At 61.9% G+C, this 26,787-nt stretch carries 29 protein-coding genes and 2 tRNA genes; 17 read left to right on the forward strand and 14 right to left on the reverse strand.

Translation table 11 applies throughout. The features are described 5' to 3' along the window. Nucleotides 1-84: 84 nt before the first annotated feature. From I6J28_RS02090 to I6J28_RS02100, 3 genes are read right to left on the reverse strand one after another with little or no spacing between them, the layout of a single operon-like run. Nucleotides 85-858, reverse strand: coding sequence for an LppP/LprE family lipoprotein (locus I6J28_RS02090; protein ID WP_239282688.1), 774 nt, complete (start codon nucleotides 856-858; stop codon nucleotides 85-87). Between the two features lie 44 nt (nucleotides 859-902). Then, a complete protein-coding gene (locus tag I6J28_RS02095) occupies nucleotides 903-1,211 on the reverse strand; it encodes a DUF202 domain-containing protein (protein WP_204610493.1) in 309 nt (102 codons plus the stop codon). Then, nucleotides 1,204-1,566 (reverse strand): YidH family protein, encoded by a 363-nt coding sequence (locus I6J28_RS02100; protein WP_204610495.1) that lies wholly within the window; start codon nucleotides 1,564-1,566, stop codon nucleotides 1,204-1,206. Before I6J28_RS02100 ends, I6J28_RS02095 begins: the two co-directional genes overlap by 8 nt. A 120-nt stretch (nucleotides 1,567-1,686) precedes the next feature. Here I6J28_RS02100 and I6J28_RS02105 point away from each other — a divergent pair, with 120 nt between their 5' ends. Both I6J28_RS02105 and I6J28_RS02110 read left to right on the forward strand, forming a co-directional pair. After that, on the forward strand, nucleotides 1,687-2,070 hold the full coding sequence (locus I6J28_RS02105) for an NUDIX hydrolase (RefSeq protein WP_204610497.1): 384 nt from the start codon (nucleotides 1,687-1,689) through the stop codon (nucleotides 2,068-2,070). Between the two features lie 104 nt (nucleotides 2,071-2,174). Continuing rightward, nucleotides 2,175-2,378, forward strand: coding sequence for a hemolysin III family channel protein (locus I6J28_RS02110; protein ID WP_239194009.1), 204 nt, complete (start codon nucleotides 2,175-2,177; stop codon nucleotides 2,376-2,378). An 84-nt stretch (nucleotides 2,379-2,462) separates the two neighbouring features. Here the strand turns inward: I6J28_RS02110 and I6J28_RS02115 are convergent. Further along, nucleotides 2,463-2,551, reverse strand: a tRNA-Ser gene (locus I6J28_RS02115). A 108-nt stretch (nucleotides 2,552-2,659) separates the two neighbouring features. Here I6J28_RS02115 and hisC point away from each other — a divergent pair. Together hisC and I6J28_RS02125 are read left to right on the forward strand one after the other, a co-directional pair. Beyond that, nucleotides 2,660-3,712: a histidinol-phosphate transaminase gene (gene hisC, locus I6J28_RS02120; RefSeq protein ID WP_204610499.1), complete on the forward strand. Its 1,053-nt coding sequence runs from the start codon at nucleotides 2,660-2,662 to the stop codon at nucleotides 3,710-3,712. Then, nucleotides 3,713-4,105 carry a phage holin family protein gene (locus I6J28_RS02125; protein WP_204610500.1) on the forward strand — a complete coding sequence of 131 codons (393 nt, stop codon included), beginning with the start codon at nucleotides 3,713-3,715 and terminating at the stop codon, nucleotides 4,103-4,105. Here I6J28_RS02125 and I6J28_RS02130 read toward each other — a convergent pair. Further along, a complete protein-coding gene (locus tag I6J28_RS02130) occupies nucleotides 4,102-4,362 on the reverse strand; it encodes a MoaD/ThiS family protein (protein ID WP_005329732.1) in 261 nt (86 codons plus the stop codon). The genes I6J28_RS02125 and I6J28_RS02130 overlap by 4 nt on opposite strands. Nucleotides 4,363-4,421: 59 nt before the next feature. Between I6J28_RS02130 and I6J28_RS02135 the strand changes: the two genes are divergently transcribed. Genes I6J28_RS02135 through I6J28_RS02150 form a run of 4 tightly spaced genes read left to right on the forward strand, consistent with a single transcriptional unit; the run spans nucleotide 4,422 to nucleotide 7,480 of the window. Beyond that, nucleotides 4,422-5,558, forward strand: coding sequence for a molybdopterin molybdotransferase MoeA (locus I6J28_RS02135; RefSeq protein WP_204610501.1), 1,137 nt, complete (start codon nucleotides 4,422-4,424; stop codon nucleotides 5,556-5,558). Next, nucleotides 5,555-6,034, forward strand: coding sequence for a MogA/MoaB family molybdenum cofactor biosynthesis protein (locus I6J28_RS02140; protein ID WP_204610502.1), 480 nt, complete (start codon nucleotides 5,555-5,557; stop codon nucleotides 6,032-6,034). Before I6J28_RS02135 ends, I6J28_RS02140 begins: the two co-directional genes overlap by 4 nt. Then, nucleotides 6,024-6,485 carry a molybdenum cofactor biosynthesis protein MoaE gene (locus I6J28_RS02145; RefSeq protein ID WP_204610503.1) on the forward strand — a complete coding sequence of 154 codons (462 nt, stop codon included), beginning with the start codon at nucleotides 6,024-6,026 and terminating at the stop codon, nucleotides 6,483-6,485. Before I6J28_RS02140 ends, I6J28_RS02145 begins: the two co-directional genes overlap by 11 nt. Continuing rightward, complete coding sequence (locus I6J28_RS02150) at nucleotides 6,482-7,480, forward strand: ThiF family adenylyltransferase (RefSeq protein ID WP_204610505.1); 999 nt, start codon at nucleotides 6,482-6,484, stop codon at nucleotides 7,478-7,480. Before I6J28_RS02145 ends, I6J28_RS02150 begins: the two co-directional genes overlap by 4 nt. A 27-nt stretch (nucleotides 7,481-7,507) precedes the next feature. On the opposite strand, the gene I6J28_RS02155 is transcribed toward I6J28_RS02150, so the two are convergent. Both I6J28_RS02155 and I6J28_RS02160 read right to left on the reverse strand, forming a co-directional pair. Then, nucleotides 7,508-7,768 carry a hypothetical protein gene (locus I6J28_RS02155; protein WP_204610507.1) on the reverse strand — a complete coding sequence of 87 codons (261 nt, stop codon included), beginning with the start codon at nucleotides 7,766-7,768 and terminating at the stop codon, nucleotides 7,508-7,510. Nucleotides 7,769-7,995: 227 nt separating this feature from the next. Beyond that, nucleotides 7,996-8,079 (reverse strand) — tRNA-Ser (locus tag I6J28_RS02160). Nucleotides 8,080-8,256: 177 nt separating this feature from the next. Here I6J28_RS02160 and I6J28_RS02165 point away from each other — a divergent pair. After that, a complete protein-coding gene (locus I6J28_RS02165) occupies nucleotides 8,257-9,213 on the forward strand; it encodes an NAD(P)H-quinone oxidoreductase (RefSeq protein WP_204611389.1) in 957 nt (318 codons plus the stop codon). Here I6J28_RS02165 and I6J28_RS02170 read toward each other — a convergent pair. After that, the gene (locus tag I6J28_RS02170; protein ID WP_204610509.1) at nucleotides 9,210-10,466 is read right to left on the reverse strand and encodes an aminotransferase class V-fold PLP-dependent enzyme; all 1,257 of its coding nucleotides are present in this window, start codon (nucleotides 10,464-10,466) and stop codon (nucleotides 9,210-9,212) included. The two genes, I6J28_RS02165 and I6J28_RS02170, sit on opposite strands and share 4 nt — an antisense overlap. A gap of 213 nt (nucleotides 10,467-10,679) precedes the next feature. Between I6J28_RS02170 and wzm the strand changes: the two genes are divergently transcribed. The 3 genes from wzm (at nucleotide 10,680) to glfT1 (ending at nucleotide 13,379) form a co-directional block, all read left to right on the forward strand. Further along, the gene (gene wzm, locus I6J28_RS02175) at nucleotides 10,680-11,531 is read left to right on the forward strand and encodes a galactan export ABC transporter permease subunit Wzm/RfbD (RefSeq protein ID WP_204611390.1); all 852 of its coding nucleotides are present in this window, start codon (nucleotides 10,680-10,682) and stop codon (nucleotides 11,529-11,531) included. A 46-nt stretch (nucleotides 11,532-11,577) separates the two neighbouring features. Further along, entirely contained in the window at nucleotides 11,578-12,381 is an 804-nt protein-coding gene (gene wzt / locus I6J28_RS02180) for a galactan export ABC transporter ATP-binding subunit Wzt/RfbE (protein ID WP_204610510.1), read from the forward strand. A 74-nt stretch (nucleotides 12,382-12,455) separates the two neighbouring features. Beyond that, a complete protein-coding gene (glfT1, locus tag I6J28_RS02185) occupies nucleotides 12,456-13,379 on the forward strand; it encodes a galactofuranosyltransferase GlfT1 (protein WP_204610511.1) in 924 nt (307 codons plus the stop codon). On the opposite strand, the gene I6J28_RS02190 is transcribed toward glfT1, so the two are convergent. From I6J28_RS02190 to I6J28_RS02205, 4 genes are read right to left on the reverse strand one after another with little or no spacing between them, the layout of a single operon-like run. Then, nucleotides 13,376-13,672: a GtrA family protein gene (locus I6J28_RS02190; RefSeq protein ID WP_204610512.1), complete on the reverse strand. Its 297-nt coding sequence runs from the start codon at nucleotides 13,670-13,672 to the stop codon at nucleotides 13,376-13,378. The genes glfT1 and I6J28_RS02190 overlap by 4 nt on opposite strands. Next, nucleotides 13,673-14,113, reverse strand: a complete 441-nt coding sequence (locus I6J28_RS02195; protein WP_005323207.1) for a GtrA family protein — start codon at nucleotides 14,111-14,113, stop codon at nucleotides 13,673-13,675. Nucleotides 14,114-14,124: 11 nt separating this feature from the next. After that, nucleotides 14,125-15,033 (reverse strand): hypothetical protein, encoded by a 909-nt coding sequence (locus tag I6J28_RS02200; protein WP_204610513.1) that lies wholly within the window; start codon nucleotides 15,031-15,033, stop codon nucleotides 14,125-14,127. Between the two features lie 9 nt (nucleotides 15,034-15,042). Next, complete coding sequence (locus I6J28_RS02205) at nucleotides 15,043-15,507, reverse strand: hypothetical protein (protein WP_204610514.1); 465 nt, start codon at nucleotides 15,505-15,507, stop codon at nucleotides 15,043-15,045. Between the two features lie 34 nt (nucleotides 15,508-15,541). Between I6J28_RS02205 and I6J28_RS02210 the strand changes: the two genes are divergently transcribed. The 5 genes from I6J28_RS02210 to I6J28_RS02230 all read left to right on the forward strand — a co-directional run bounded on the left by I6J28_RS02210 (nucleotide 15,542) and on the right by I6J28_RS02230 (nucleotide 23,837). Continuing rightward, entirely contained in the window at nucleotides 15,542-15,817 is a 276-nt protein-coding gene (locus tag I6J28_RS02210; RefSeq protein WP_200288400.1) for a hypothetical protein, read from the forward strand. Nucleotides 15,818-15,943: 126 nt separating this feature from the next. After that, nucleotides 15,944-17,359, forward strand: a complete 1,416-nt coding sequence (locus I6J28_RS02215) for an FAD-binding oxidoreductase (protein WP_204610516.1) — start codon at nucleotides 15,944-15,946, stop codon at nucleotides 17,357-17,359. Nucleotides 17,360-17,396: 37 nt separating this feature from the next. Beyond that, the gene (locus I6J28_RS02220; RefSeq protein WP_049377072.1) at nucleotides 17,397-18,155 is read left to right on the forward strand and encodes a decaprenylphospho-beta-D-erythro-pentofuranosid-2-ulose 2-reductase; all 759 of its coding nucleotides are present in this window, start codon (nucleotides 17,397-17,399) and stop codon (nucleotides 18,153-18,155) included. A 178-nt stretch (nucleotides 18,156-18,333) separates the two neighbouring features. Beyond that, a complete protein-coding gene (locus tag I6J28_RS02225; protein WP_204610518.1) occupies nucleotides 18,334-20,295 on the forward strand; it encodes a galactan 5-O-arabinofuranosyltransferase in 1,962 nt (653 codons plus the stop codon). 74 nt (nucleotides 20,296-20,369) lie between these two features. Beyond that, complete coding sequence (locus I6J28_RS02230) at nucleotides 20,370-23,837, forward strand: arabinosyltransferase domain-containing protein (protein WP_204610520.1); 3,468 nt, start codon at nucleotides 20,370-20,372, stop codon at nucleotides 23,835-23,837. A 52-nt stretch (nucleotides 23,838-23,889) separates the two neighbouring features. On the opposite strand, the gene I6J28_RS02235 is transcribed toward I6J28_RS02230, so the two are convergent. Both I6J28_RS02235 and I6J28_RS02240 read right to left on the reverse strand, forming a co-directional pair. Then, nucleotides 23,890-24,783, reverse strand: coding sequence for an alpha/beta hydrolase (locus tag I6J28_RS02235; protein WP_204610522.1), 894 nt, complete (start codon nucleotides 24,781-24,783; stop codon nucleotides 23,890-23,892). Nucleotides 24,784-24,822: 39 nt separating this feature from the next. Continuing rightward, nucleotides 24,823-26,757 (reverse strand): M13 family metallopeptidase, encoded by a 1,935-nt coding sequence (locus tag I6J28_RS02240; protein WP_204610524.1) that lies wholly within the window; start codon nucleotides 26,755-26,757, stop codon nucleotides 24,823-24,825. Nucleotides 26,758-26,787: the final 30 nt, after the last annotated feature.

The raw sequence follows: 26,787 nt of genomic DNA on the forward strand, positions 1-26,787 counted from the left end.
CTACCTTCCTTGCCCTTGGGTATTTATTCCCCCTGAGTATTATCCTCAGCCCATTTAGACTACGCCATGATGCAGGGAACTCCGCTAGCCGGCAACCTGCCGGTGACCGGTTACCGCAAGGTGCGGCCTATCCCCGTCCAACGTGAGGTTTCCGGTGAATTCTTCAGTAGCGCAGCAGGCCGGGTCATCGTCAGCATAGGCACGCCAGGTAACGGTGACCGTATCTTTGGTCCACTGCAGCTGCTGGATATGCCCACGCGCGGGTGGCATTCCCTCGCGTTCCCAATCATCCACCTTGGTGAGGTAATTCAGGTCGTTGTCATAGATCAGCAAGTTATCCGGCCACCCCGTACCGCCCTTATTACAGACGTAGGTAATAACGGCTTCGTCCCTGCCATCACCGTTGATATCCGCGTAGGCGCCCTTTGGCGTATCGTCCTGATTCCGTTTCAGGCCAGCCATCGCATGGGGGTAGCCGGCCTTCAGGTTTTCCGGCAAAAAGCCGCCTTCTAGGTTGCCAGCTTGGTTATCGCACAACGCCGGTACCCACAGGGAATCGAGGGCCTCTACCGGGATGATCTTATTTTTCCCGCCGCCCTCGGCGTCCTTGTCTGCATCGTTTTCATCTTTATCCGCTGCGGCTTCGGTGGTGGTTTCTTCTGCCGGGGAGTCCGTGGCCGAGGACTGAGACTCGGCCTCTGTATCGGAAGCGGCCGCCGCAGAGGAGCTCGGGGCAGTGCCGGTGAAATTCGGCTTATCCGCGGCCTCGGTGGAGTCAGTGGAATTGGAACAGCCGCTCAAGGCGGCAACGGCGGTCACCGCGAGGACGGCAAGAGGGAGAGATAGGGATTTAGGCATAGGCATAATATACAGCGCCGCGGCTTCCCAGGCCGGGTGAAAACCTAGAAGAAGAGCCCCCACAGCGCGAAGGCAGCCAGCAGGGACACGAGCCCCGCGGTGCTCACAAGGATGATGGCGTGGGGGAGGGAGCGGTGGGTGGACAAGGCGGCGTCGACAAGCGCGGCACGCTGCCACACAGCCAAGGCCAACGCCACAACGCCGGCGGCCAGGAAGACCAGTGGCAAGAAGACGTGCACGCTTACCGCCCGCATTACCCCCAGCACCACCAAGGACAACGCCAGAAGGGTGCGCTGCCACGATAGGCGGGTGCGTTCGGGCTGCAGGCCGGGATCAAAAAGTGGGCTAGCCAAGGAACTCGCCCACCACAAGCGCGCCCGCTACCACCATGATCGCCACGACGAGCACCGGGATGGCAAAGCTAAAGGGCAACGGGCGTTCCTCGCGCATCGCGCGTTCGGACTGCTTCCAATGCACCCATGCCACGAGCGGCAGAATAATGGCGACGACCAGCATAAATACCGACACTGCAGAGCGCAATTCAGCCGGCAGGGGCACGTCAAAGGCCTCCAGCGCCACGCCACCAGCAATCAAAGCCAGGGAGGTGCGGATCCAGGCCAAGAACGTGCGTTCATTAGCAAGCGTGAAACGCGGATCAGGGTCGGTGCCAACCGCGAACACCGAGCGGGGAAACCTCGAGTCACTCATGGGCACCACTTTATATTCATTTGCCATCCGCGTCGTGATAAGCCCGACGGTCTGTGTGTGGGCGCGAGTGGGTACCAGGCTTTCTGAATTAATCCGCTGCCGCGAGTTATAGTCGGGCACATGATTGAAGTTGCCGCCGTAGTTTTCCGTAATTCCTTTGGCCATGTCCTCACCGTGCGCAAGGAGTCTTCCACCAAGTTCCAGCTGCCCGGCGGCAAGCTAGAGGTCGGCGAAACCCCAGTACAGGCCGCGGCCCGCGAGGTCGCAGAGGAAATCGGCGTTGATGTCCGCCTCCCTGAGCTATCCCCACTCGGGACCTTCGATGCCCCGGCCGCCAACGAACCCGGCGAGACCGTGCGCGGACGCATCTTTACTTATCCGCGCCCCGTCCTTGCCCGCGCTGCCGCAGAAATTGCCGAAATCGCGTGGGTCGACCCCACCAACCCGGACCGCGAGCTCGCCCACCTCTTGCGCGACGAGGTCTTTCCCGCCTTGCGTCCCTAACCCCCGACCGGCTCTAAGGCGCTTTCTCGCTTCCTATTGCACCTCCTAGGAGGTTAACTTAAAGTTATTTTCATCAGGACTTATTGATGAAAGGACACCCCGCCATGCCGCAACCATCCACACCTGGGCCTATCACAACGATTTGTATCCTCGTCCTCGGAGTTATTAGCTCTGTTATCGCCATTCTCTTGGTGCCCGCCCTCTTCCACGAGGTCACTTCTTTGCGTGCTGCGGCATTTACCGGAAGCTTTATCTTCGGCACCGGCATGCTCGTGCTCTTCCGCCGCTGCGCCGCGTACCAGCGCTAATAGCAGAATTCTTAACCCTTAACCAGAGCTTTGCGCCGCCACCTGAAATGAGAAAAACCCCAAGCTCGCACGCTCGGGATTAGATGGCGGAGATGAGAGGATTCGAACCTCCGGACCCCAGAAGGGTCAACTCCTTAGCAGGGAGCCCCATTCGGCCGCTCTGGCACATCTCCACGGTTCGCAAGGAACCTCGTTTGAGAATACCTGCCTGCCCCGCCGCTGCCAAACTAGCCCCCTGCTTTCGCGCCCGCAGCAAAGACGCAGGCCCTAAAGTGGGAGGCATGATTCGCCCAGACCTGAAAGCCATCCCCGCCTACGTCGCCGGTGCGCGCAACGATGACGCGCTCAAGCTTTCCTCCAACGAGGCGGCGCACCCGCCGCTGCCGGAGGCGGCCGCAGCCATGGCAGAGGCCGTGACGAAGGCCAACCGTTACCCGGACATTGCGGCCACCGCGCTGCGCGAGGACCTCGCCGCGCACCTGGGCGTGGATTATGGACAGGTTGCGGTGGGCACCGGATCGTCCGCGCTGTGCCAACAGTTGGTAGAAATTGCCGCCACTCCGGGCGATGAAATTCTCTTCCCATGGCGCTCCTTCGAGGCCTACCCCATCTTCGCCCAGGTAGTCGGCGCCCACCCCATCCCGGTTCCGCTAGGTGCAGACCAGCGCGTGGATCTGCCGGCCATGGCGGACAAGATTACGGACAAGACCCGGCTTATCTTCGTGTGCAATCCCAATAACCCGTCCGGCACCACGGTGACCAAGGAGGAGTTCGCCGCCTTCATGGATGCCGTGCCTGCCGACGTCCTCGTTGCCCTCGACGAGGCCTATATCGAATACAACCGTGCCACCAACACTCCGTTGGGTACGGAGCTGGTGGGCACCTATCCCAACCTGGTGTGCCTGCGCACCTTCTCAAAGGCTTATGGCCTGGCCGGGGTGCGCATCGGTTATGCCTTTGGCCCGGAAAATATTATTGAGGCCCTCAATAAGGTGGCCATCCCCTTCTCCGCTAGCACCGTGGCGCAGGTTGGTGCGCGCGCGGCATTGGCGGCGCAGGATTCGCTGCGGGAGCGCACCGATGAGGCCGTCGGCCAGCGCGAGCGCCTAGAAGAAGCCTTGCAGGACTGGGGAGTGCCGCATTCCGAGGCAAACCATGTCTGGCTGCCGGCCGCGAATCTGGCCCGCCTTGGTACCCCGCAGGAGGTGGCCGCCCGCCTGGCCGATCGCGGCGTGCTCGTGCGCGCGTTTAGCGAAGGCATACGCATTACCGTGACCACCGAGGAAGAAACCGACACCCTACTGCAGGCGTGGAACGCAACCATAGGAGGCTAAATGCGCTCACTCATTAACTTTGCCCTGAACGTCTTTGCCATCGCGGTGGCGCTGTGGGCGGTAGTTGCCGTGATTCCCGGCATCACCATCACCCCGGCAGAGACCGGCAATTTCATCGCCATCGCCATCGTTTTCATCATTATTAATGCCGTGGTCATGCCGGTCCTGCGCGTCCTCGGCGCGCCGCTGACCTGCCTGACGCTCGGGCTTTTCTCCCTCGTCATCAACGGTGCCGCGCTCATCATCGTGGAGTGGGCGCTCAATTCCCTGGACCTGGGAATCGGCCACCTCGTCATCGACTCCTGGGGCGCCGCGATCATCGGCGCCATCGTGCTGTCCATCGTCAGCAGCGTCATCAACTTCTTTACTAGCCCGCTGCGGCAGCGCGATTAGCCGCCCGCAAACGGCGGCAGGACGTCCACCCGGGTGACGCCAGCCAGTGGGGAATCCATGGCGGTGTTCCCGGCGCCGTCGATAAGAAAGCTACAGCGCCCCAAGACCTCCTTCAGGCTCATGCCGGCCTCGGTGGTGCCGGTATGCTCCTCGCTCAGCTGCGCCACCAGATCACCCAAGGTGGCGGGGGCTTCTACCTGCTCAGAAGCCACGCCCGCAGCGGCGCGGGCGGCGGCGAAATAGTGAACGGTCAACATGCCCTCTACTATGCCCCGCACGCCCATGTCATGTCGAGACCGCGGGTAAACTAGCCGCCATGCGCACACCCGAGACTCACGCGCGCGAGGTCGCAGCGGCCCTGCCCGCACGCCAAGCCACCACCGTGCCCCTCACCCAGGCGCAGGATATGGTTCTGGCTGCGGATATCCACGCCGGGTTCCCCTCCCCTCGCTTTGATAACTCCCAGATGGATGGCTACGCCCTCCCGCAGTGTGCGGCCGGGACCTACCCGGTGGGCCCCACCATCGCGGCCGGCACTGAGCCCGCCCAGGTTCTCGACGGCCCACTTGCCAGCGCCTGCCCCATCATGACCGGCGCCAAGGTGCCGGAAGGAACTGCAGCCATCGTGCCCATCGAGCGCTGCGAACCACGAGAATTCCTCGCCCCGGGCGGCCGCATCACCGTGCCAGAGACCTCGCCAGGCCAATTCATCCGCCGCACCGGCTCCGATCTGGAAGAAGGCGCCCTCCTTGCCGCCCGCGGCGATAAACTCACCCCTGTGCGCTTGGCCGCCCTCGCCTCCCAAGGAATCGCCGAGGTAGAGGTCTACCGCCCCGCCCGCATCCTCATCTGCACCGGCGGCGCCGAGATCGGCCACGGCAGCGCCGCCATTCCGGATGCTAATGCGCCACTCTTAACGGCAATGGCCGGCCGCGTCGGCATCGACGTCGCCGGCTATATCACTACCGACGATGACCCACAGGCCCTAGAGCGCGCTTTCACGGAGGCCATCGCGCAACACCACCCGGATGCCATCATTACCTCAGGCGGAATCTCCGCCGGGAAATTTGAAGTAGTCCGCCAGGTACTCGATGGCTGGTTCGGCCATGTGGACCAGCAACCCGGTGGCCCGCAGGGCATCGCCGCATTCGACGGCACGCCGGTAATCAGCCTGCCCGGAAACCCCATTTCCACCTTGGTAAGTTTCCGCCTCTTCGTCGCCCCTGCGCTCGGTTGGGCTCCGCGGCCTTTCCTCGTCCCCCTTGCCGCGGGCGTCGAGGGCCTCCCGCACAAGGACCAATTTCGCCGCGGGCGCGTCGATTCCCGCGCCCATATCCTCGGTGGTGCCAGCTCCCACCTGCTCGCCCAAGCGGCAGACGCCACCCATCTCATCCGCATTCCTGCCGGTCAACGCTTGGAAGAAGGCCAAGAAGTTGAGGTTTACCCACTATGAGTCCACAGCGCACCGCCATCGTCATCGTCGCCTCTACCCGCGCCGCCGCGGGCATCTACGACGACCGCTCCGGCCCCATCGCGGTGGACTTCTTGCGTCGCAAGGGCTTTGACTGCCCCGACGCGCGCATCGTCCCCGATGCCGATATTGCCGCCGCCGTTGCCGCCGCCTTTGCGGAAAAGCCCGCGGTCATCTTGACTTCTGGCGGCACTGGGCTGACACACGATGACCAGACGGTAGAGGCCGTAGCACCACACATCACCCGCGAGCTTCCTGGCATCGCGGTCGCCTTCTGGCAGAAGGGATTGGAAAGCGTGCCCACCGCGGTGGCCTCCCGCGCCATCGCCGGCGTCAATGACTCCACCTTTGCCATGACTCTTCCCGGTTCTACCGGCGGGGTAAAAGACGGCTGCGCGGTTTTGGAAGAATTGATCGTTCCGATCGTCGATATGTTAGAAGGAAAACATGAGCACTGATCCCTCCTATGTGGCCGAGCAAACCGGCCGCACCATTGGCACGCTGCTGAGTGATCAACCCCTTGAATCCCTCCTTGCCGCTGCCAAAGAAGAGGCCGCCACGGCCGCCATGGGTGCTGTAGTCACGTTTGAAGGGGTTGTGCGCGATCACGATGGCGGCCGGCCGAATGTCACCCTGCTTTCCTATAGCGCCCACCCATCCGCGCCAGAGAAGCTGCAAGACGTCACCGATTCCGTCGCAGCCAACCACCCTGTGCGCCTGTGGGCCGCCCACCGCACGGGGGATCTCAAGGTCGGCGACCTCGCCTTTGCCGTAGTAGCTGCCGCCGCGCACCGCGGCGATGCATTCCGTGCCGCCGAGGAATGCGCCGATCGCGTCAAGGCAGAGGTCCCCATCTGGAAGGAGCAAAGCCACAGCGATGGCTCCACCAATTGGGTGGGCCTGGAATGAGCATCCGCTATGCCCGCCAGGAAGCGCTCTGGGGCGAGGACGGTCAGCGCAAGCTCAGCGGCGCCCACGTAGCGGTCATCGGTGCCGGCGGCCTGGGCTCCCCGGCCCTGCTCTACCTCGCCGGAGCGGGTGTGGGCCGCATTTCGCTTTTCGACGACGACGTGGTCTCCCCCTCCAACCTGCACCGCCAAGTCATCCACACCACCGCCGCCATCGGCGCACCGAAGACGGAGTCCGCCGCGGCCGCCGTTCACGCGCTTAATCCGGAGGTGAATATCACCTGTTACGGCCGCCTCGAATCAGCGACGGCGCTGAAAGAATTGCGCGGCTGCGATCTGATCCTCGACGGCACCGATAACTTCGACGCGCGCTACCTCAGCTCCTGGGCTGCCCACGAGCTCGGCATCCCGCACGTATGGGCCTCCATCCTGGGCTTCGATGCCCAACTCAGCGTTTTCTGGTCCGGCCACGGCCCCGTCTACGAGGATGTCTTTCCTACAGCTCCCGCACCCGGCGAGGTTCCTTCCTGCTCGCAGGCCGGAGTCCTAGGCCCAGTGGTCGGCGTTGTCGGCTCAGCGATGGCGCTCGAAGCCCTCAAACTCATCACCGGCGTGGGCACCCCACTCATCGGCACGCTCGGCTACTTCGACGCCCTTTCGGGTACCTGGGAATATATCCCGCTCCAGCCCACCGGCGCGCAGCCTACTCAGCCGGCCGACGCCCCCGAGGTCCGCGAGATTCCCCCGCACGCCCCGCTTATCGACGTCCGCACCTCCCCCGAGCGTGCCCAATCCGCGATCCCCAATTCCGCACACTTTGAGCTCGACCGCATCCTCGCCGGCGAAGATCCTGACATCGAACCAGATGCTGCGGCCGTTATCTATTGCGCCAGCGGCATCCGCTCCGCCCAAGCCGTCGATGTCCTCCGCAAACGCGGCTTCCCCCACGTCGTCTCCTTGCGCGGCGGCATCAATTCCTGGCTCGAGCAGCAGTAACCGAATGCCCCTTGGCAAGACCGCAGCCTAACGGTCGATTTTGGTCTTATGCTCCTTATTTCGCGCAAAAAGGAACCATACAAGTGGCCCGAGGAATGGGTAGGCAAATGCCGCCATCACCAGCAATACCTTGACGCCAACGCTATATCCCGAACGGATGATGGAAATGAGAGAGGCCAACCAAAAGACCAACAGCCCAATAACGATGACGGCTCCTAGCCCGCTCCATAGCCAGTCATACGATGCCGGTATCTGGTCCTCTGCCAAGTAGGAAATGCAACTTGTCATAGTCGCCTCGACGTTAACGGTGTTTGAAAGTCCGTACCTCAAGGTAGGAGCTCAATGTAAACGCTGACTGGCCGTGGACTTAATTTTCACTGCCTCTCGGCGCATCCGTCCCAAAACGTGAGTAGGCACCCTACCGGATCGGTAGGGTGCCTTAATACTGCACTCTCTCACTCAGAAGCTATAAGCTTCTATGCTCCTTTAATTTAGAAAGGAAGCTTAGGCAGCTGCGGAGACGGCGGGATTTGAACCCGCGGAGGTATTACCTCGCCGGTTTTCAAGACCGGTGCATTCGGCCGCTCTGCCACGTCTCCATGGTGTTCTTCGAAAACGCTCATCGTGCCTACGAAGCAACTTGGTCAGTGTACTAAATAGATAGCCCGGTTTCCCAAAAAGCCACCTGCAGCACTGAATGTCACCGTAGGATACTCCGAATTTCGTGGCACAGGACACACAAGGTTCGTTAGATTGGGCCCATGACTAAAACACACATGAAGGCCATCGTTCAGACCGACCCGCAGGATCGTCGGTCCTTAGAGCTCCGCGAAGTCGCTGTCCCGCAGCTGCAACCAGGTGAAGTACTCGTCAAGGTACACGCTGCCGGCGTTAACCGCGGCGATATCCTGCAGACGATGGGTGCCTATCCGCCGCCACCGGGAGCGTCCGAAATCTTGGGCTTAGAAGCAGCAGGCACCATTGCCGATGCCGGGGATACGAACTGGGAGGTAGGCACCGAGGTGGGCTGCCTGCTTGCCGGTGGTGGCTACGCCGAATACGTCGCGGTTCCGCAGGGCCAGCTGCTTCCCGTGCCCAAGGGGTTGAGCGTCGAGGAAACTGCAGCGGTGGTTGAGGTCGGATGCACCGTGTGGTCCAACCTGGGCATTGAGGCAGGCCTTCACGAGGGCCAGCGCGTCCTCATCCATGGCGGAGGCGGCGGCATTGGCACTTTTGCCATTCAGGTAGCCAAGGCCCTCGGCGCAGAGGTGGCGGTGACGGCCGGGTCGCAGGAGAAGTTGGAGCGTTGCCGCGAGCTGGGTGCCGATATTCTCATCGACTATAAGGAGCAGGACTTCGTAGAAGAGTTGAAGGGAAGCTGCGATGTCATTTTGGACATCATCGGTGCGAAATATCTGGAAAAGAATATGAAGTGCCTGGCTAAGGACGGCAAGCTCATCATCATTGGCATGCAAGGCGGTACCAAGGCGGAAATCAACTTGGGCGCTATGCTGCCCAAGCGCCTGACCATCCAGGGCACGACGCTGCGCGCCCGCGACTTAGAAGACAAGGCACAGATTGTGGCGGGCACGGTAGAAAATGTGTGGCCCATGTTGGAAGACGGCCGCGTAAAGCACGCGCTGCATGCTACTTACCCGCTTGCCGACGCCGCCCAGGCCCACACCGCCCTAGACAGCGGCGAGGTCACCGGCACCTTGGTTCTTACCGTTTAAGCCAGCGAGGCTACGACGCGGATGAGATGCTCAACGTCGTGATAGGTGTTGAAGGGGCCGAGCGCAACAGTAACGGCGCCGCCAATTTCTTCCACGCCCATCTCCGTAAGCAACGGGGTCTGCGGGGCAAGCGTGGTAACAAGTCCGTTATCAAAGAGGCGCTTGTAAACCGTCTCGGCCGGAACACCCTTTACCGCGAAGGTGAGGCGAGGCAGGCGATCGTCGGAGGCGCCCGCGGCCGCCTCCCCGGTCACGCCGAGGATATGCACGGCGGGCAGGGTGCTCAAGAAGGAATAGAGGTCAGCGCGCAGATCCTCCAAGTAGACGCTGAGCGCATCCATGGAGGTGCGCAGACGCTTGCGGCGCGAGCCGCTCTCCCCACCGGCGAGGGCGGCAAGATGGTCCACGAGCGGTCCGACACCGCCGGCCAAGCCAGAGGAAATGGGTGTTTCCAGCTTGCGAGAACCCTTGCCGGTATGCACCGGATCGAGGGCGTCGAGGCGGCGGAACATGCGGGTATCGCGGAAGACAAGCGCCGCTAGCTGCGGTCCGCCCAGCAGCCCCAGGTCGAGGCCCAAGATATCGGCGCCGAGATCATCAAAGTTGATGGGGCGGTAGGGAGCGATCGCGGAGACGTCGAGAAGCGTCCAGGCGCGGGAGCGCTCATGGACGGTGTCAATGATCTCGGCGGCCGGGGATACCGTGCCCAAAAGCTCGTGCGCGGCGGAGAAGGCAACGAGGCGCGTGGAGCCATCGACAAGCTCGGCAAATTGGAAACCTGGCAGCTCACCCGTGCCCAAGTCTGGCTGGGCCCAGCGGGTTTCTGCCTTGACCTCAGAAAATGCCGAGTACAAAGACGGTGGATCCAGCTTGGAGAGCACCACCGAAGAGTTGCTGCCCAATAGCGGGCGGGCCGCGTGCGCCAAGGACTGGTACAACACGGGCAAGGACGGGCCAAGCACCACGCGGTCCGCCTTGGACCCGGTCAGATCCGCTACAGCCATGCGTGCGGCGGTGTAATTACCATCGCCTTCCAAACGGCCCGGCGCGGGAGTGGCAGAGTGGGCGCCGCCTGGGCCCTCCTGGGTGGCCACTGCGGTGGACATCCGGAAGGAGCGCGCCACGCCGGAGGCGACGCGCTCAGAGATTTGGGGGACCGCGTGCGCGTTGAGGTAGGTCCAACCATCAGATAGCCCGGTGTATAAACCGCGCACACTGAATACGTCGTAGTGTGCCGAAGCTCCTGCTGGCATTACGGTCCCCTTCTTTATCGCGCTAGGCATCGCCACACAGTGGCGGTCGGTTCCCTACTGTATACGCGTTTGGCCCAAGTTTCCCAAATCTGAATTTTCGCTGGATACCGTTGTTTTCGCAGGCTGGTGGCGTGTAGTTCCCGTTTGCCCAGCCCGCGCGCTAGGGTGTTGAGCGTGCAAGATAACAATCAACTGCGCGCTGATATCGCCCGCATGACCTCCCAGCCAGACGGCGAGGCCACCCCAGCGTCCCAGTCCGAGACCCTCAAGGCCGCCTTCGCGGACCTGGCGCAGGGTGCACAGCAGCGCGAGCTGTGGTTCAAACTGGGCATTCAAGATATTAAGCAGCGCTACCGCCGCTCTGTCCTGGGCCCGTTTTGGATCACCATCGCCACCGGCGTGATGGCCCTTGCCTTGGGCCTGTTGTATTCCATGCTCTTCCAGATTCCCGTCGCGGAGTTCCTCCCCCACGTCACCGTGGGCCTTATTATGTGGACCTTCATTTCGGGCTGCATCAAAGAAGGCTCCACGGTCTTCATTGACAACGAGGGCTTAATTAAACAGCTCCCCGCCCCGCTTTCGGTGCACGTTTACCGCTTGGTGTGGCGCCAGACGCTGTTTTTGGGCCATAACCTCATCATCTGGTTGCTGCTTATCCTTATCTTCCCGCGCAACTTGGGGTGGGAGTTCTTCCTCTTCCTCCCAGGTCTGGCCTTGTTGTTGGTCAACGGCGTGTGGGTCACGATGTTCTTTGGCATCATCGCTACCCGCTTCCGTGACGTCGCTCCACTGCTAGAAGCACTGACCCAGCTGCTGTTTTACGTCACCCCGATTGTGTGGATGACCAATACCTTGAAGGACCAGGGCGGGGCGGTGTCCAGCCGCGCCCGCATCGCGGAAATCAACCCGCTCTACCACTACCTAGAAATCGTCCGTGCGCCCATGATCGGTGAGCCGGTGGCCGCCTACCACTGGTGGATCGTCATCGGCTGCACGGTTCTCGGCCTGCTCATCGCCGGCTTGGTCATGCGCAAGTGGCGCTTCCGCGTCAGCTACTGGGTTTAAGCCCACGCCCTGCACTTCCTGAGATTCCTCGAAAGGATACAGACTGATGGTCTCGATTGATACGTATAACGCGTGCGTGGACTTTCCTATCTTTGATGCCAAATCCCGCTCGCTCAAGAAGGCCATGCTTTCTTCCGCCGGCGGCGCCATTGGCAAAAATGCCCAGAACACCGTCGTGGTGGAGGCGCTAAAGGATATTAACCTGCACCTGCGCGAGGGCGACCGCGTGGGTTTGGTGGGCCATAACGGCGCCGGCAAGTCCACCTTGCTGCGCCTTTTGTCTGGCATTTATGAACCAACCCGTGGTTCTGCCGATGTGCGCGGCCGCGTGGCCCCCGTCTTTGATTTGGGCGTAGGCATGGACCCAGAGGTCTCTGGCTACGACAACATCATTATCCGTGGCCTCTTTTTGGGCCAGTCCATCAAGCAGATGAAGAAAAAGATGGATGAGATTGCGGAGTTTTCTGAACTCGGCGATTATCTCTCCATGCCGCTGCGCACCTATTCCACCGGTATGCGCGTGCGCTTGGCGCTCGGCGTGGTGACATCCATTGAGCCGGAAATCTTGCTGTTGGATGAGGGCATCGGCGCCGTCGACGCCGCTTTCATGGCCAAGGCCCGTGTGCGCCTGCAAGAGCTGGTGAAGCGCTCCGGCATCCTGGTCTTTGCCTCCCACTCCAATGACTTCTTGGCGCAGCTGTGCAATACCGCGCTGTGGATCGACCATGGCGAGATCCGCTCGGTGGGCGAAGTTTCTGACGTTGTCGGTGAATACGAAGGCCCTGAGGTGGGCGAGTACGTGCGCGACCTGCGCGAGCGTTTTGAAAATGAGGATACGAACGACAGCTAGCAGCACTCTTTTTCGCATCTTGCTTCCGCTGCGCGGAGTGTTTCTGCGCTAGCCCGCCCCAGCCCGGTGGCAAGATGGAACCCATGACTGCCACCCTGACTTCCACCGGTTCCACCGCCGCCGTCATTGTTACCCATCAGCGCGCCGAGCTACTGCGGGCCTCGCTTGAACAGGTAGTCCACCAAACCCACCCCGTGCAGTGGGTAGTCGTGGTGGATAATGGCGCGGAAGATGCGGTGCGCGAACTCGTCGAATCCATGGCGGGTGACCGGGGCGTCTACGTGCCTTCGGAAACCAACCTGGGCGGCGCCGGTGGCTTTGCGTTGGGTTTTCTCACCGCGCTGTCTTTGGGCGCCGATGCCGTGTGGTGTGCCGATGATGACGGCCGCCCTGCCGATCACGCGGTACTAGCGGAGCTGTATCGAGTGGCGGAAGCCAACCGCCTGCATGAGGTCTCCCCGGCGGTATGCAATATTGACGATCCCGGCCGCCTCGCCTTCCCCCTGCGCCAGGGGCTGGTATGGCGCCGCCGGATGGACGAGCTGGAGGGCGATTTCCTGCCCGGCATCGCCTCGCTTTTTAACGGTGCGCTGATTTCCGCCGCGGCCATGGAGATCATTGGTGTGCCGGACTACCGGCTGTTTATCCGTGGCGATGAGGTGGAATACCACCGCCGGCTGGTTAATTCCGGTCTCTCCTTCGGCACGGCGCTGACCACCAGCTACCTGCACCCGGACGGATCGGATGAGTTCAAGCCCATCCTCGGCGGCAAGATGCATACCCAGTACCCAGAAGGTGAGTTCAAGCGCTTTTTCACCTACCGCAATCGCGGCTACTTGCTGTGGCAGCGCGGCATGCGCAAGCTACTGCCCCAGGAATTTGCCCGCTTTGGCTGGTTCTTCTTGGTCCAGCGCCACGACCCAGCCGGCTTTATCGAATGGCTCAAGCTCCACAACCGCGGGCGCCAAGAAGATTTCCGCCGGCCTGACCAGGGCTAGGACGGATCCTGCTTGGCGACGACCCGGACCCCCGCCTTCCTAAAAATAATCCAGCGTTGCACCGCAAAGTTCACCACGGTGGCGGTGCCCTGCGAGATGGCAAAGGCCACCGCCCGCGCGGGATCGGCGCTCAGCAGGCCGACGCCGATCTGCAGGAGCCAGGTTAAGGAGACGTCGATAAGCGCGGCAAGTGCCCCCGTCACCGCGAACTTGGCGCTTTGCGCGCGCAGGCTGGTCGAGCGCGAAGCCCGCTGGGCCGCGCCGCGCCACGTCCGTGGGGAGGCTGCTGCCATCTATTTTTCCTTAAAGATAAAGGCCCTTTGAATGGCAAAGTTGGTCACCGTGGCCACGCCTTGGGCGATGACAAAGGCGATGGTGTCTTTTACCGCACCCTCAAAGCCGAGCGCCATAAGCGGCTCATTGAGCACCCAGTACAGGAAGTTTTGGACCGCAAAGGTAGAGGCGTACAAAATGCCCACGGTCGCAGCCGTGCGGCCAGACACCTTGGCCCCAAAGGTCCACCGCGCATTGGCCAGGTAGGCGGCGATGGTGCCAAAAACCCAACCGATGGCCTTGGCGGCAGAACGGTGCAGCCCCAGATAGGTCAATAAAAGCGTGAGACCATAGTCAATGGCGGCGGTAAATACGCCCACGGAAATAAAACGCACCAGCTGGGTGTGCAGCGAGGTGGATGAGGGCTTTACTTCTACGGCGTCGTCAGCGGAATTAGTCACGAGTGAGTAGCCTACCCGCGCAAGAGCGCTCGGTACATGTCCAACCGATCCACCGGCGCGGCGGATTCGGTGCCATAAGCGCCGATCTCGGCCAATTGCTGTAACGACGCCGCGCAAAGCTGCCGCACGTCGGCGCCGGAGAGAGCTGTGCCATCGTCATTGACCCAGCCGAGCGCATCCATGGTGGTCTCCACGACGGAATCGGTCAGCTCCGCGCCGCCCATACAGGAAAGGGCAAGCGCCATGGACCAAAAGGCGTCTTTGCCTTCATGGGTCACCTCGCGCGGCAAGCTGGCGAGCACGCGGGAAGCATGCGGTGTGAGGTCGGTTTCCCTGCCTAGGTCCATCGCTTGCAGCAGCGGGACGAAGTCATAGAGTTTGGTGCGCTCAATTAAATCGCGCACGGGGGACGATACCGCGGAAAAGACCTCATCGGTAACTTCCTGTCCGGTCAATTCACGGTTGACGCTGGTCAGCTCAAAGGGCTGAAAGAGCGATCCGGAGCCGCCCACGCACAGCGCCTCTGGGGTGCCATTATCGCGGGGATAGATCTCGGCTACTACCAGGTCGAAGTCCCACAGTCCCCAGGCGAAGTCGACTTGATCGCCTTCGCGCCACAGGAATTCGGAGGCCTGGCGCTCCGGATCGATGCGCGGGCCACGGGCTTCGGTGTGTTCATAAAAGTGCCAGGGAGATTCCTCCTCCGGCAGGCCAAAGCAGATACGCAGAACGCGGTGCAGCTCGGTGAAGGTCAGGGCATCGCTAAAACCAATCTGGCGGTGCACCTCGCCATCGGCGCGAATATTCGCGGCTTGGCAGATGATGGTGAGGGGCTCGCGCTTGAGGGATACCACGCTATCGGCGCGTTTGGCCCGCGCCTGTGCGATATCGGTGACCCCTGCATTCATGAGCCCCACCATACGCAAGTTTTAGGAAGCTAGTTTTGCAATATCGCGCGCTTCCAGTTCACTAATGAGGAACGTCAGCGCCGCCCCAATGGCGCCCAAGAGGGTCCACGGCCGCTTGGCGCCGCGCTTGCGCAGGAACTTCACCATCCGGCGGGAAAGGGCAACGTTCATCCACCCGCCCAGGATGAGCAGCAGCACCACTGCGGCAAAATTGGCCCAGGGCTTAAGACCCTGATCGGACATATCCTGTGGCGAGCGCGGCTCATTCCCATCCTGCTCCGCATGTGCGTTGGTGTAGGCCACCAGGGCGCCAAAACCAAAGAAAGACAAGGTATAAGCAGTAATCAAACCGCCTTTGGATTTAATCCAATCTGGATAAGAGGTCGCGATACCCACGGCGGCGGCCTGGGTGATGCGACCAGCCAGGGTGTCATCTAGGGCGTAATTATCTTGGTGCTGATCTTGCGTTTCGCGATTGTTGGTCATAGCGACTACTTTACGCGGCGGTAAGCTGATGCGCATGTACTCGGATAAGACAGAGCATATGACGCCGGCGCAGCAGGCGGCACAGGATGTGCGTGCGGAAGACGATAAGCGCAACGGCCACTTCGAGGCCACGGAGCATACCGATGTGCCGTTGAGCCCTTTCATGACTCGCCTGATGGCAGAGGAATTGCCCATGCTGGATTCCTCCTCGCGCGCTCGTGTCTATGACCTTTTGCGGGAGTACGATGGCCCGACTATTGAATCTCAGGAAGAACTGCCGGAGGAAATCCGCGCGCTTATGGATCTATAAACGGACACATTCGGGCAGTACAAGCGTCCTTTTTGTTCCGAATATCACTCGCGTCACTCCATCTACCCTTGTGTGAGCTAGGTAGGCTAGAGAGGCGATACACATCCGTCGAGCAAAGAGTAAGAGATGGAATTACATACCACTGAAAAGTCCCTGCACGGCTGGGGCCGCACCGCCCCGACGACCGCCCATGTACTCGCCACCGAAGACGTGGACGTGATAAAGAAGGCCGTGGCTCAGGTTGCAGAAGATAACTCGGATAAGCCCACCCACCTGCGCCGCGGCGTTATCGCCCGCGGTATGGGCCGCTCCTACGGTGACCCCGCCCAAAACGGCGGCGGCCTGGTCATCGACATGCAAAAGCTCAATAAGATCCACTCCATCGACCCAGAGTCAGCTCTGGTGGACGTCGATGGTGGCGTCACCTTGGACCAGCTGATGAAGGCCGCCCTGCCTTATGGCCTGTGGGTTCCGGTTCTACCGGGTACCCGCCAGGTCACCATCGGTGGTGCTATCGGCCCGGATATTCACGGCAAGAACCACCACTCTGCCGGTTCCTTTGGTGACCACGTGGTCTCCATGGAGCTGCTCGTGGCCGATGGCCGCGTGCTGCACCTGACCCCGGAAGGCTCTGAGGATGACCCGAGCGGCGACCTCTTCTGGGCCACCGTTGGCGGCATGGGCCTAACCGGCATCATCCTGCGCGCCACCATCCGCATGACCAAGACGGAAACCGCCTACTTCATCGCGGATACGGACCGCACAGATAACTTGGATGAAACCATCGCCTTCCACTCCGATGGTTCCGAGCACAACTACACCTATTCTTCCGCCTGGTTCGATGTCATTTCGCCGGAGCCAAAGCTGGGTCGCTCCACCATTTCCCGCGGCTCGCTAGCCACCCTGGCACAGCTGGAAGAGCTCGCCCCGAAGCTGGCCAAGGACCCACTGAAGTTCAATGCGCCGCAGCTGATGACGGTGCCGGATATCTTCCCGTCCTGGACCATGAATAAGCTCTCCCTCTCCGCTGTGGGTCTGGCGTACTACACCATGGGTGCACCGGCGAAGAACCAGGTCAAGAACCTGACGCAGTTCTACCAGCCGCTGGATCTCATCGGCGAGTGGAACCGCGGCTACGGTTCCAAGGGCTTCCTGCAGTACCAGTTCGTGGTACCGACCGAGGCTGTGGAGCCGTTCAAGGAGATCATCCGCGATATGCAGCGCTCCGGCCACTACTCCGCCCTCAACGTGTTCAAGCTCTTCGGTGAAGGCAACCGCGCACCGCTGTCCTACCCGATGCCGGGCTGGAACGTCTGCGTGGACTTCCCCATCCGTCCGGGCCTGGGCAAGTTCCTGGATGACCTGGACCGCCGCGTGATGGAATTCGGCGGCCGCCTCTACCTGGCCAAGGAATCCCGCACCTCCGCCGAAAACTTCCACAAGATGTACCCGGGCATGGAAGGCTGGCTGAAGACCCGCAACGAGATCGACCCGACCGGCGTCTTTGCCTCCGATATGTCCCGCCGCCTCGAGCTGCACTAATCACTGGAAATAACACCTTTAAGGAGATTTACTGACCATGCTTAATGCAGTAGGCCAAGCACAACACATCCTGCTTCTGGGCGGCACCTCTGAGATCGGCCTCGGTGTCGTCTCCGAGTTCCTGCAGCGCGGCCCCGCCAAGGTCACCCTGGCCGCCCGCCCGGAGTCCCCGCGCATCGCCCAGGCCAAGGCTGACCTGGAATCCCGCGGCGCTGACGTAGAGGTCTTGGACTTCGATGCCACCGACTTCGACTCCCACCCAGACGTTATTAATAAAGCCTGGGAAAGCGGCGACGTCGACGTAGCCATCGTTGCCTTCGGCACCCTGGGTGACCAGGAAGAGCTGTGGCAAAACCACGACAAGGCCGTCGCCTCCGCACAGACCAACTACACCGCACCGGTGTCCGTAGGCGTGCTCTTGGGCGAGAAGTTCAAGCACCAGGGCCACGGCACCATCATCGCTATGTCCTCCGTGGCAGGCATGCGCGTGCGCCGTTCCAACTTTGTCTACGGCGCCTCCAAGGCCGGCGTGGACGGCTTCTACATCAACTTGGGTGAGGCCCTGCGCGGCACCGGAGCCAACGTGCTAGTTGTGCGCCCGGGCCAGGTGCGCACCAAGATGTCCGCCGAGGCTGGCGACGCCCCACTAACCGTCAACGTTTCCGACGTTGCCGAGGCCACCGTCAAGGCCGTGCTCGAAGGCAAGCAGTCCATCTTCGTACACCCACTTTTTGAGTACGTGTCTTTGGCATTCAAGTTCATCCCGCAAGCCATCTTCCGCAAGCTGCCGTTCTAAACGCCGCGGCTTTCCGCGTAGGCCTAGCCGCCCCGCCCCCGCTCTACCTCCTCGCCGCACGCCCGCGGCGAGGGAGGTGACGGGGGCGGTGGTGTATCAGGGGGATGCCGCCAAGCAAGTGCTGTCCTGCCCGCGCCAAATCTGGGCTGTGGGGCTTGGGTATGCGAAACTAATGGGCATGACAAGCACCGCTGTACCCGCCCAGTCAACGCCCGTGAGCGAGGCTTACCGCGCCGATGCGCTGACCCCTCGCGCGACCTTGCTGGGTATTGTGCTGGCCGCCCTGGCCGGTGGCGTGGTAACACTGCTGGGCTGGTTTGCCTTCAAGACGGTCTCACTGCCGTCCTTTAATACCTCCATGGTCACCCGCGCGTTGACCACGGTGGGGGTGGTGCTCACGCTGGCCCTGACCGGCGGGCTGTGCGTGTGGTGGCTCTATGACCACTACAAGGATTCCTTTACCCGGCCGCGCTGGCGGGCCTGGCTGACCTACGCGGTCACCTACCTCTCCCCAGCCCTGTTGACCCTGGCCGCCGTGGGCCTGCCGCTGTCCGCCTCCCGCTTGTGGCTCGATGGCGTGCAGGTGGACCAGGCCTTCCGCACCCAGTTCCTCACCCGTTCGGTGGATGAGATGGGCTATGCGGACATGAACTACCAGGACATGCCGTCCTTCTATCCGATTGGCTGGTTCTGGTTGGGCGGCCGCTTGGGTGCGCTCATGAGAATTCCGGGCTGGGAGGTCTACCAGCCCTGGGCGCTCATCTCCATTGCCGTGGCCGGCTGTATTTTGGTGCCCATCTGGCAGCGCCTGACCAGTTCCCTGCCGGTCGCCACCGCCATCGCCCTGGTGACCACCGCGATTACGCTCACCATCGCGGCCGAGGAGCCCTATTCCGCGGTGATTGCCATGGGGCTGCCCGCCGTTGCGGTACTTAGCGCCCGCGCCTTCCGCGGCTCTTGGCTGGCCATCCTGGGAGTAACGCTCTACCTGGGCATTTCCGCTACGTTCTATACCCTTTTCACCGGTGCGGCCGCACTTACCGTAGTCAGCCTCATCGCGCTGTTTACCGCGCTCTATGAGCATACGTGGCGCCCCATCCTGCGCCTGGTAATCATGGCGGTAGGCTCTATTGCCATCGCCCTCATCGCCTGGGGGCCCTACCTATGGTCGGTCATGCACTCACCGGTGCCGCTGCAAACCACCGCGCAGCACTACCTGCCGGAGGAAGGCACGCAAATTCCAGTGCCTTTCTTGTCCTTGAGCATTGTGGGTTTCCTCTGCCTCATGGGGCTCATTTACATCGTCATCCGCCTCAATGACGTGGAGGTACGCGCGCTGGGTATCTCCCTCCTTGGCATCTACCTGTGGACCGTGGTGTCTATGGTGGCAACCCTGGCCGGAACCACGCTGCTCAGCTTCCGCCTCGAGGTGATCGTGGTGCTCCTCTTTGCCACCGCCGGCATCCTGGCCCTGGCAGAGATTCGTCTACTCGGCGTGCACCGCCTTTACCCGGCGCGTTTTTCCCGCACCACCAATAAGCAGATCACCGCGGTCTTTGGCATCGTCTTGGCCTTGGCCGGCGTCTTCTATGCGCAGCAGATTCCAGAGGCCAACGAGGACGCCATCGATCACGCCTATAGCGATACCGATGGCTATGGCGAACGCGCGGACCGCTTCACCAGCGATTCCGCCCACTACTACCTGGATATCCACAACTTCATTCAGGACCAGGGTTATACGCCGGATGAGACGGTGGTGCTCACGGATGAAAAGACCTTCATGTCTTATTACCCCTACTGGGGCTTTAACGCCTTTACCAGCCACTACGCCAATCCCTTGGGCGAGTTCAGCACCCGCAACGAGCAGATTGAAACTTGGGCCAATGATTCCTGGGATATGCAGCCGGAAGAGTTCCGAAAGGCCTTGGATTCTGCTCCCTGGCGCGGTCCGGATGTCATGATGTTCCGCGGCGACCTGGAAAATAAGGACGATGGCTTCAAGTTCCACCTGGCAGAAGATATCTATCCCAACCAGCCGAATATTCGCTACCGCGCGGTCTTCTTCAATGCGGATGTCTTTGACGAGGGCTGGAAGCTACAGCAAACCGGCCCCTTTGTAACAGCCGTTCGCACCAAGTAAGTTCACCCACACTTCCCGCCCGCGGCAGGGTGTGCCCGCGGGCCGAGGGGGTTATCTGACGTAAACTAATCGCCGTGTCAGATAGCCTCACTACGAATACCACCCAAGCGCGACCTGCCGCTGCCGGCTCCCGCTTCACCGCCGCCCCCGCGGGCCTGCGGTGGACCGCAATCATTGCCGGGCTGATTGGTTTCCTGTGTTTTGTAGCGACCCCGCTACTGCCGGTGACCCAAACCCAGTCTTCTTATGATTGGCCGCAGCATGATTCTGTGCAGTCCATCAACGCGCCGCTCATTTCCGTCGCCCCAGAGGACCTGAAGGCCACCATCCCCATCTCCGCAGTCGATGAACTGCGCGAGGGCCAGTCCATGGTCTACGGCACCGTCCCACCGGAGTCCAAGAAGGCCTCCAACCGCGGCCTTTTCGTCCGCGCGAATGACGAGGGCCTGTCCGTCGTGTCCTTGGATGAGGTGCTGCTTACCCTCAACGCCAAAGAGGTAGCCAAGCTCCCCAAGGACGCCACGATTGAAATTTCCGCTAAGGGCGATGGCACCTCCGTGAGCGTGGGCGAGCATGAAAAGACCACCGAGGAGGATCTGCGCCCGCAGGTCACCGGCGTCTATACCGAAATCGACGAGAAGGCTAATGTGCAAGCCCTGCTTGACGACGGCCTTAATGTCCACGTCGATATCAACTCCCGCTTTACCTCGTCCCCGACGTTGCTCAAGACCATTGCCATGTGGCTGGGCATCGCCATGGTGGTCGTGTCCCTATTCTGCCTGTGGCGCATCGACCGCCTCGATGGCCGCTGCTTCGGCTTCATGCCCGAGACGTGGAAGAAGGTACGCCCGCTCGATGGGGTGGTCGCTGCCATTTTGGGATTCTGGTACATCCTCGGCGCCAATACCTCCGATGATGGCTTCATCTTCTCCATGAGCCGCGTCTTCGATCACGCGACCTACATGGCCAATTACTACCGCTGGTACGGCGTGCCGGAGGCGCCCTTCGGCTCCCCTTACTATGACCTGGTTGCCGTACTCTCCCAGATTTCTACCGCCTCGGTCTTCGTGCGCCTGCCGGGCCTGATTTCCGGGCTCATCATCTGGTTTATCCTTTCCCGCGAGATGCTGCCGCGCTTTGGCCAGCTTGTCGACGGCCGTCGGGTCGCCCACTGGACCGCAGCGCTGATGTTCCTGGCCTTCTGGCTGCCGTATAACAACGGCACCCGCCCAGAGCCCATCGTGGCGCTCGGCGTGATGTTTACCTGGGCTTCCTTCGAGCGCGCCATTGCCACCCGCCGCCTGCTTCCGGCGGCCGTGGGCACCATCGCCGCAACCATCACTCTGGCCGCCGGCCCCACCGGCCTTTTTGCCGTGGGCGTCTTCCTCGTCAGCCTGCCGCACCTCTTCCGCGCCATGGCCGAGCGCGTGCCGTCCATGGGCGGTGGCGCCCTCGGCTGGCTTTCGCTCATCGCGCCGTTCCTGAGCGCTGGCACCGCCATCATGGTCGCCGCCTTTGGCGACCAGACGCTCTCCACCGTGCTGGAGTCCACCCGCGTGCGCTCCGAGGTCGGCCCCTCCCTGCCGTGGTACGCCGAGTACGCGCGCTACTCCACCCTCTTCCAGGAATCCGTGGATGGCTCGCTGACCCGCCGCTTCGCGGTCTTCACCATGCTCTTCTGCCTGGTGCTCATCGTGGCGGCCTTTATCAAGAACCGTCGCGTCGTTGGTGCTGCCGTCGGCCCGACCCAGCGCCTGCTCATCATCGTGGCGCTGTCCATGTTCTTCCTCATGTTCACCCCCACCAAGTGGACCCACCACTTTGGCATCTACGCCGGCGTGGCCGGTGTCATCGCCGCCCTCGGCGCCGTGGTGCTCTCCCAGTTTGCGCTGCGCTCGCCGCGCGCTCGCACCTTCGCCATCGCCGCGGTGATCTTCTTGCTGGCCATCTCCTTCGCCGGCTGGAACGCCTGGTGGTACGTATCCTCCTTTGGCATTCCGTGGTGGGATCGCACGGTGCAGCTCAAGGCCATCGAGGCCAATAAGGTGCTGCTCGCCATCGCCCTCATCATCTTCGCCATTGGCGTGGTGCAGTCCCTGCGCCATAGCTACCGCAAGTCCCAGGCGGAAGAGGCGGGCGCGCTCGCAGAGTTTGAACAGAATGCCGCCGCCAAGGTCTCGCGTTCGGCCGGCATCATGTCCGCGCCCATCGCCCTGGCCTGCGCCATCGTGGTAGCGCTTTCTTGTGCTTCCTTTGCCAAGGCCACCGTCTCCCAGGCGGATTCCTACTCCGTGGGCAAGGGCAACCTGGCTTCCCTGCGCGGCAATACCTGCGCGCTGGCGGATCAGACCGTGGTGGAGACCAATACCAATGACTCCTTCCTGACCCCGGTGGACGGCGACTTGGGCGATTCCCTGGTGGATGAGGACGAAACCCACACTGGTTTCGATCCGAACTTCATCCCCGAATCCATCGAGCCGGAAAACCAGAACTCCGCCTCCGTGGGTGCCATCGCGGATGGCTCCAGCGATTCCTCCTCCGATAGCGCCGAGACCGCTACCTCCGGCGCGGATGCTGAATCCGGCGGCGCGAGCGATTCCGCCGACTCCCAGGAGTCGAAGGATAAGAAGGAAAAGAAGGACAAGAAATCCAAGGAAACCACCAATACCTCTGAGGGCGGCGTGCGCGGCACCCAGGGCGTCAATGGTTCCACCATGCACCTGCCGTTCAACCTGGATTACACCAAGGTGCCGGTGCTCGGTTCCTATAACGAAGACCAAGACTCTACCTCTGAGGTGACCACCAAGTGGTACAACCTGCCAGAGGCCAAGGACAATACCCCGGTTCTCGCCGTGTCCGCAGCCGGCAATATCCACCACCACGATGTCAACGGGGTGGAGCAGGAAGGCATGGAGCTTAGCCTCGAGTACGGCACCATCGATGACTCCGGCAAGGTCACCAATACCGGCGAGGAGGAACTCTCCGCCGTCGGCGCCACGCCGAAGTGGCGTAACCTGCGCCTGCCGCTGGATAAGTTGCCAAAGGATGCCAACGTGGTGCGCCTGGTAGCAACGGATGACTCCACCGATGAGGATGACTGGCTGGCCTTTACTCCGCCGCGCGTCCCAGAGCTGGATACCATCAATAACCAGTTCTCCAAGGACACCCCGGCGCTGCTGGACTGGGCCGTAGCCCTGCAGTTCCCGTGCCAACGCACCTTTGACCACTTTGCCGGTGTCACGGAAATCCCGGAGTACCGCATCCTGCCGGATTCCTCGGCACAGACCTCCCTGACGGATTTCCAGTCCTTCTCCGGCGGTGGCGCCATGTCCACCGCGGAGGCGGTGAACTACTCCTATGAGATTCCGAGCTACCTCAATAATGACTGGGCACGCGACTGGGGTGCCATTGAAAAGTACGAGCTGCGTACCGATTCACAGGGCAATGCCCCAGTCCCAGCCGAGATTGATTATGAGGACATTACCCGTTCCGGACTGTGGCAAGATTCCGAGATGAAGATCCGCCCCGAGGGCGAGGAGTAGCCTCCTCAGCTACCGCTCTCCACTGCCCGCTCCCCGCCAGCACGGCGGGGAGCTATTTTTCTAGCTCGCCTGCCAGGAACGCGGCCGCATCTCGCACGCGCTGCCGGGCTACCGCCGGGGTAGACACGCGGTGGGTAGAGACGTAATCGCGCGCAACGGCACCGGGCACGCAAACGCGCGCGGCAATCTCATCCTCGGTTGCGGTTTGCACGAAAGTGTGCGGACTTAGCTCAGATAGGTCCGCCGGGATGTCGTATCCGGCGCGCAGCTCCTCGGGCAGATTTGCCAGGGCGCCGAAATCGGGGAAGGTGAGCAGGAGGGCGTCGGCAGGCACGAGCGCCGCCAGCGCCCCGCCGGAAGAATACCCCCAGGTAGTAACGCTAGAAGCGCCCTGCGCGCGGGCATAGTCGATGGCTTGCTGTACGGCACTGACCATCTCTGCCACGGTGTGCTCGGGAGCGAGCGGATAATCCACGTCAATAATGGTGGTGCCGGATAGCTGCGCGGCGGCGGCTACCTCGGGGCGCCACTGCATCTCCAACGCCTGACCGTCACCGCGCCACCAGCCGCCCGAATGCAGCGATACCGCCCAACGGCCGGTTGGCTTTGTGGGCTGGAAGATGGCGCCCACCTCAGACTCTTCTACGCTAATGCCCTCCGTGTACGCAGTGCCCGGTAGCGCATGGTCCACCGCAGTACCGAGCACCATCATTGCCGCATGCGTAATGCGATCCGGCAAAAGCGCGCAATATTGGTCCGCCTCAGGGGAGCCGCCCCCGGCCCACGGCGGGCGAAAATCCGGGGTGTCATAGTGGGCGTCGATATAGGCAACGAGCTGCTCGAGCTGTTCCTTTTCCTCCATCTGGCGGTCTTGGCCGCCGATGTGCCATTCCTGGCCGGGCTCCAGCGGGCGGTGCGGGTCCTGGTTAGCGTCTGCGTTAGTCATGCCACCGAGCCTACGCGCACCGCCTAGCGGCTAAAAGGGCTACCAGATGGTGACGCGGTCCTCTGGCGCAATGTACATGGCAGAATCCTCCGCCACGTCAAAGGCCTCGTAGAACTCCGCGATATTGGCAGCGATGAGGTTGCAGCGGAACTCCGCTGGCGAGTGCGGGTCAATGGCCAGGTACTGGGTGGCCATCTCTGGACGGATGGCGGTGCGCCAAACGCGGGCCCAGGCGAGGAAGAAGCGTTGTAGGCCGTTGTAGGTGTGCTCGGCCAGCTCTGGCTCGGCGCCTTCTACCTCGAACTTCTCCTCCTTTCCCTGCAGGTCAATGCCCTTATCGGCGCAGTAGTTCTTGAAAGCCACCACGGCGATGCCCAGGCCACCGAGGTCACCGATATTCTCGCCCAGGGTGAAGCTGCCGTTGACACCGGTGGAGTCGATGCCAGCCTCCTTGAGCACCGTCGGTACCTGTCCATTGAATTGCTCCACCAGCTTGGCGGTGAGCTTGTCAAAGGCCGCGCGGTCCTCCTCGGACCACCAGGAGTTCAGGTTGCCCTGGCCATCAAATTGCGAGCCCTGGTCATCAAAGCCATGTCCAATCTCGTGGCCGATGACGGCACCGATGGCGCCGAAGTTTTCTGCGGCATCAGCATCCGGGTTATAAAACGGCGGGCGCAGGATGGCGGCCGGGAAGGTGATGTCATTGACCACCGGGTTATAGAAGGCGTTGACCGTCTGCGGGGTGGTTACCCATTCATCGCGGTCGGCCGGCTTGCCAATCTTGGCCAGCTCAAAGTCATGGGAGAACGCGGAACCGGCGCGGGCATTGGCCAGCAGGTCCGCGCCCTTGCCAGAGACCTCGAGGCCAGAGTAATCGCGCCAGGAATCCGGGAAGCCAATCTTGGCCTTGAACTGGGATAGCTTTTCCAGCGCGCGCTCGCGGGTGGCCGGCGTCATCCACTCCAGCTGGGAAATGCGCTCACGGTAGGCGGCGATGAGGTAGTCCACCAGCTCATCCATCTCGCGCTTGGAAGAGGCCGGGAAGTGCTTATCCACAAATACCTGGCCAATCTCTTCGCCCACGAGGGACTCGGCCAAGCCCACGGCGCGCTTCCAGCGGTCGCGCTGCTGGGTAGCGCCGGAGAGCTTGGTGCCATAGAACTCGAAGTTCTTCGCGCCTACCTCCTCCGGCAACATAGCCGCGCGGGAGCGCAGGATGTGCCAGGTGGCCCATAGCTGCCAATCGGCCATGCGCGCGGTGGTAAAGAGGCTCTCGAAGTGCTCGAGGTAGGACGGCATCATATTGACCACGCGGTGCTCTGGCAGGTTGCCGCCGGAGAGCAGAGCGCGGGTCATGGTGGGCAGCTCGCTAAATTCGCAGGGGTTATAGGTCTTAACCGCATCGCGGGTGGAGACCACGTCCCAATGACCAGCGGCCAGCTCCTTTTCCAAGGCAACGATGCGATGGGCGGCCACCTCGGCGCCCAGGCCAAAGAGGCGGGCTGGGTCGAGGAATTCCAGCATCTCGGCCACATGCTTTTCATAGGCGGCGAGAGTTTCGGCGTGGGCTTCCTCGCGGTAATAAGCCTCATCCGGCAGGCCCAAGCCGGATTGGATGACATAAGCAATGGCATCCTCGGAACCGGAGTCCTTGGACACCCAGAAGGTCACCGGGGAGCCAACGCCGGTGCGCTCCAGCTCACCCAGGCGCTGCGCCAGTTCCTCGGGGTCGGCCGCGCTCAGGCGGTCCAGATCCGCGTCCAATGGAGCCATGCCGGCCGAGTTGACCCCCTCGGTATCCATAAAGGAGGCATAGAGCTTGCCCGGGCGGCCGGTGTCCTTGTCCACGATCTCGTGCACGAGTTCCTCCGCCTCATCGCGCAGCGCGTGGAAGGTGCCATCCACGCCGCGATCATCGGGAATGACGTGGCTTTCCAGCCAGGGTCCATTGACTAGTTGATAAAGATCTTTCATGCTTGCCACTCTAGGTCAAAGCAGCAAGAT

Origin of the sequence: Corynebacterium tuberculostearicum, from assembly GCF_016894265.1 — a bacterium.
GTDB classification, from domain to species: Bacteria; Actinomycetota; Actinomycetes; order Mycobacteriales; family Mycobacteriaceae; genus Corynebacterium; species Corynebacterium tuberculostearicum_D.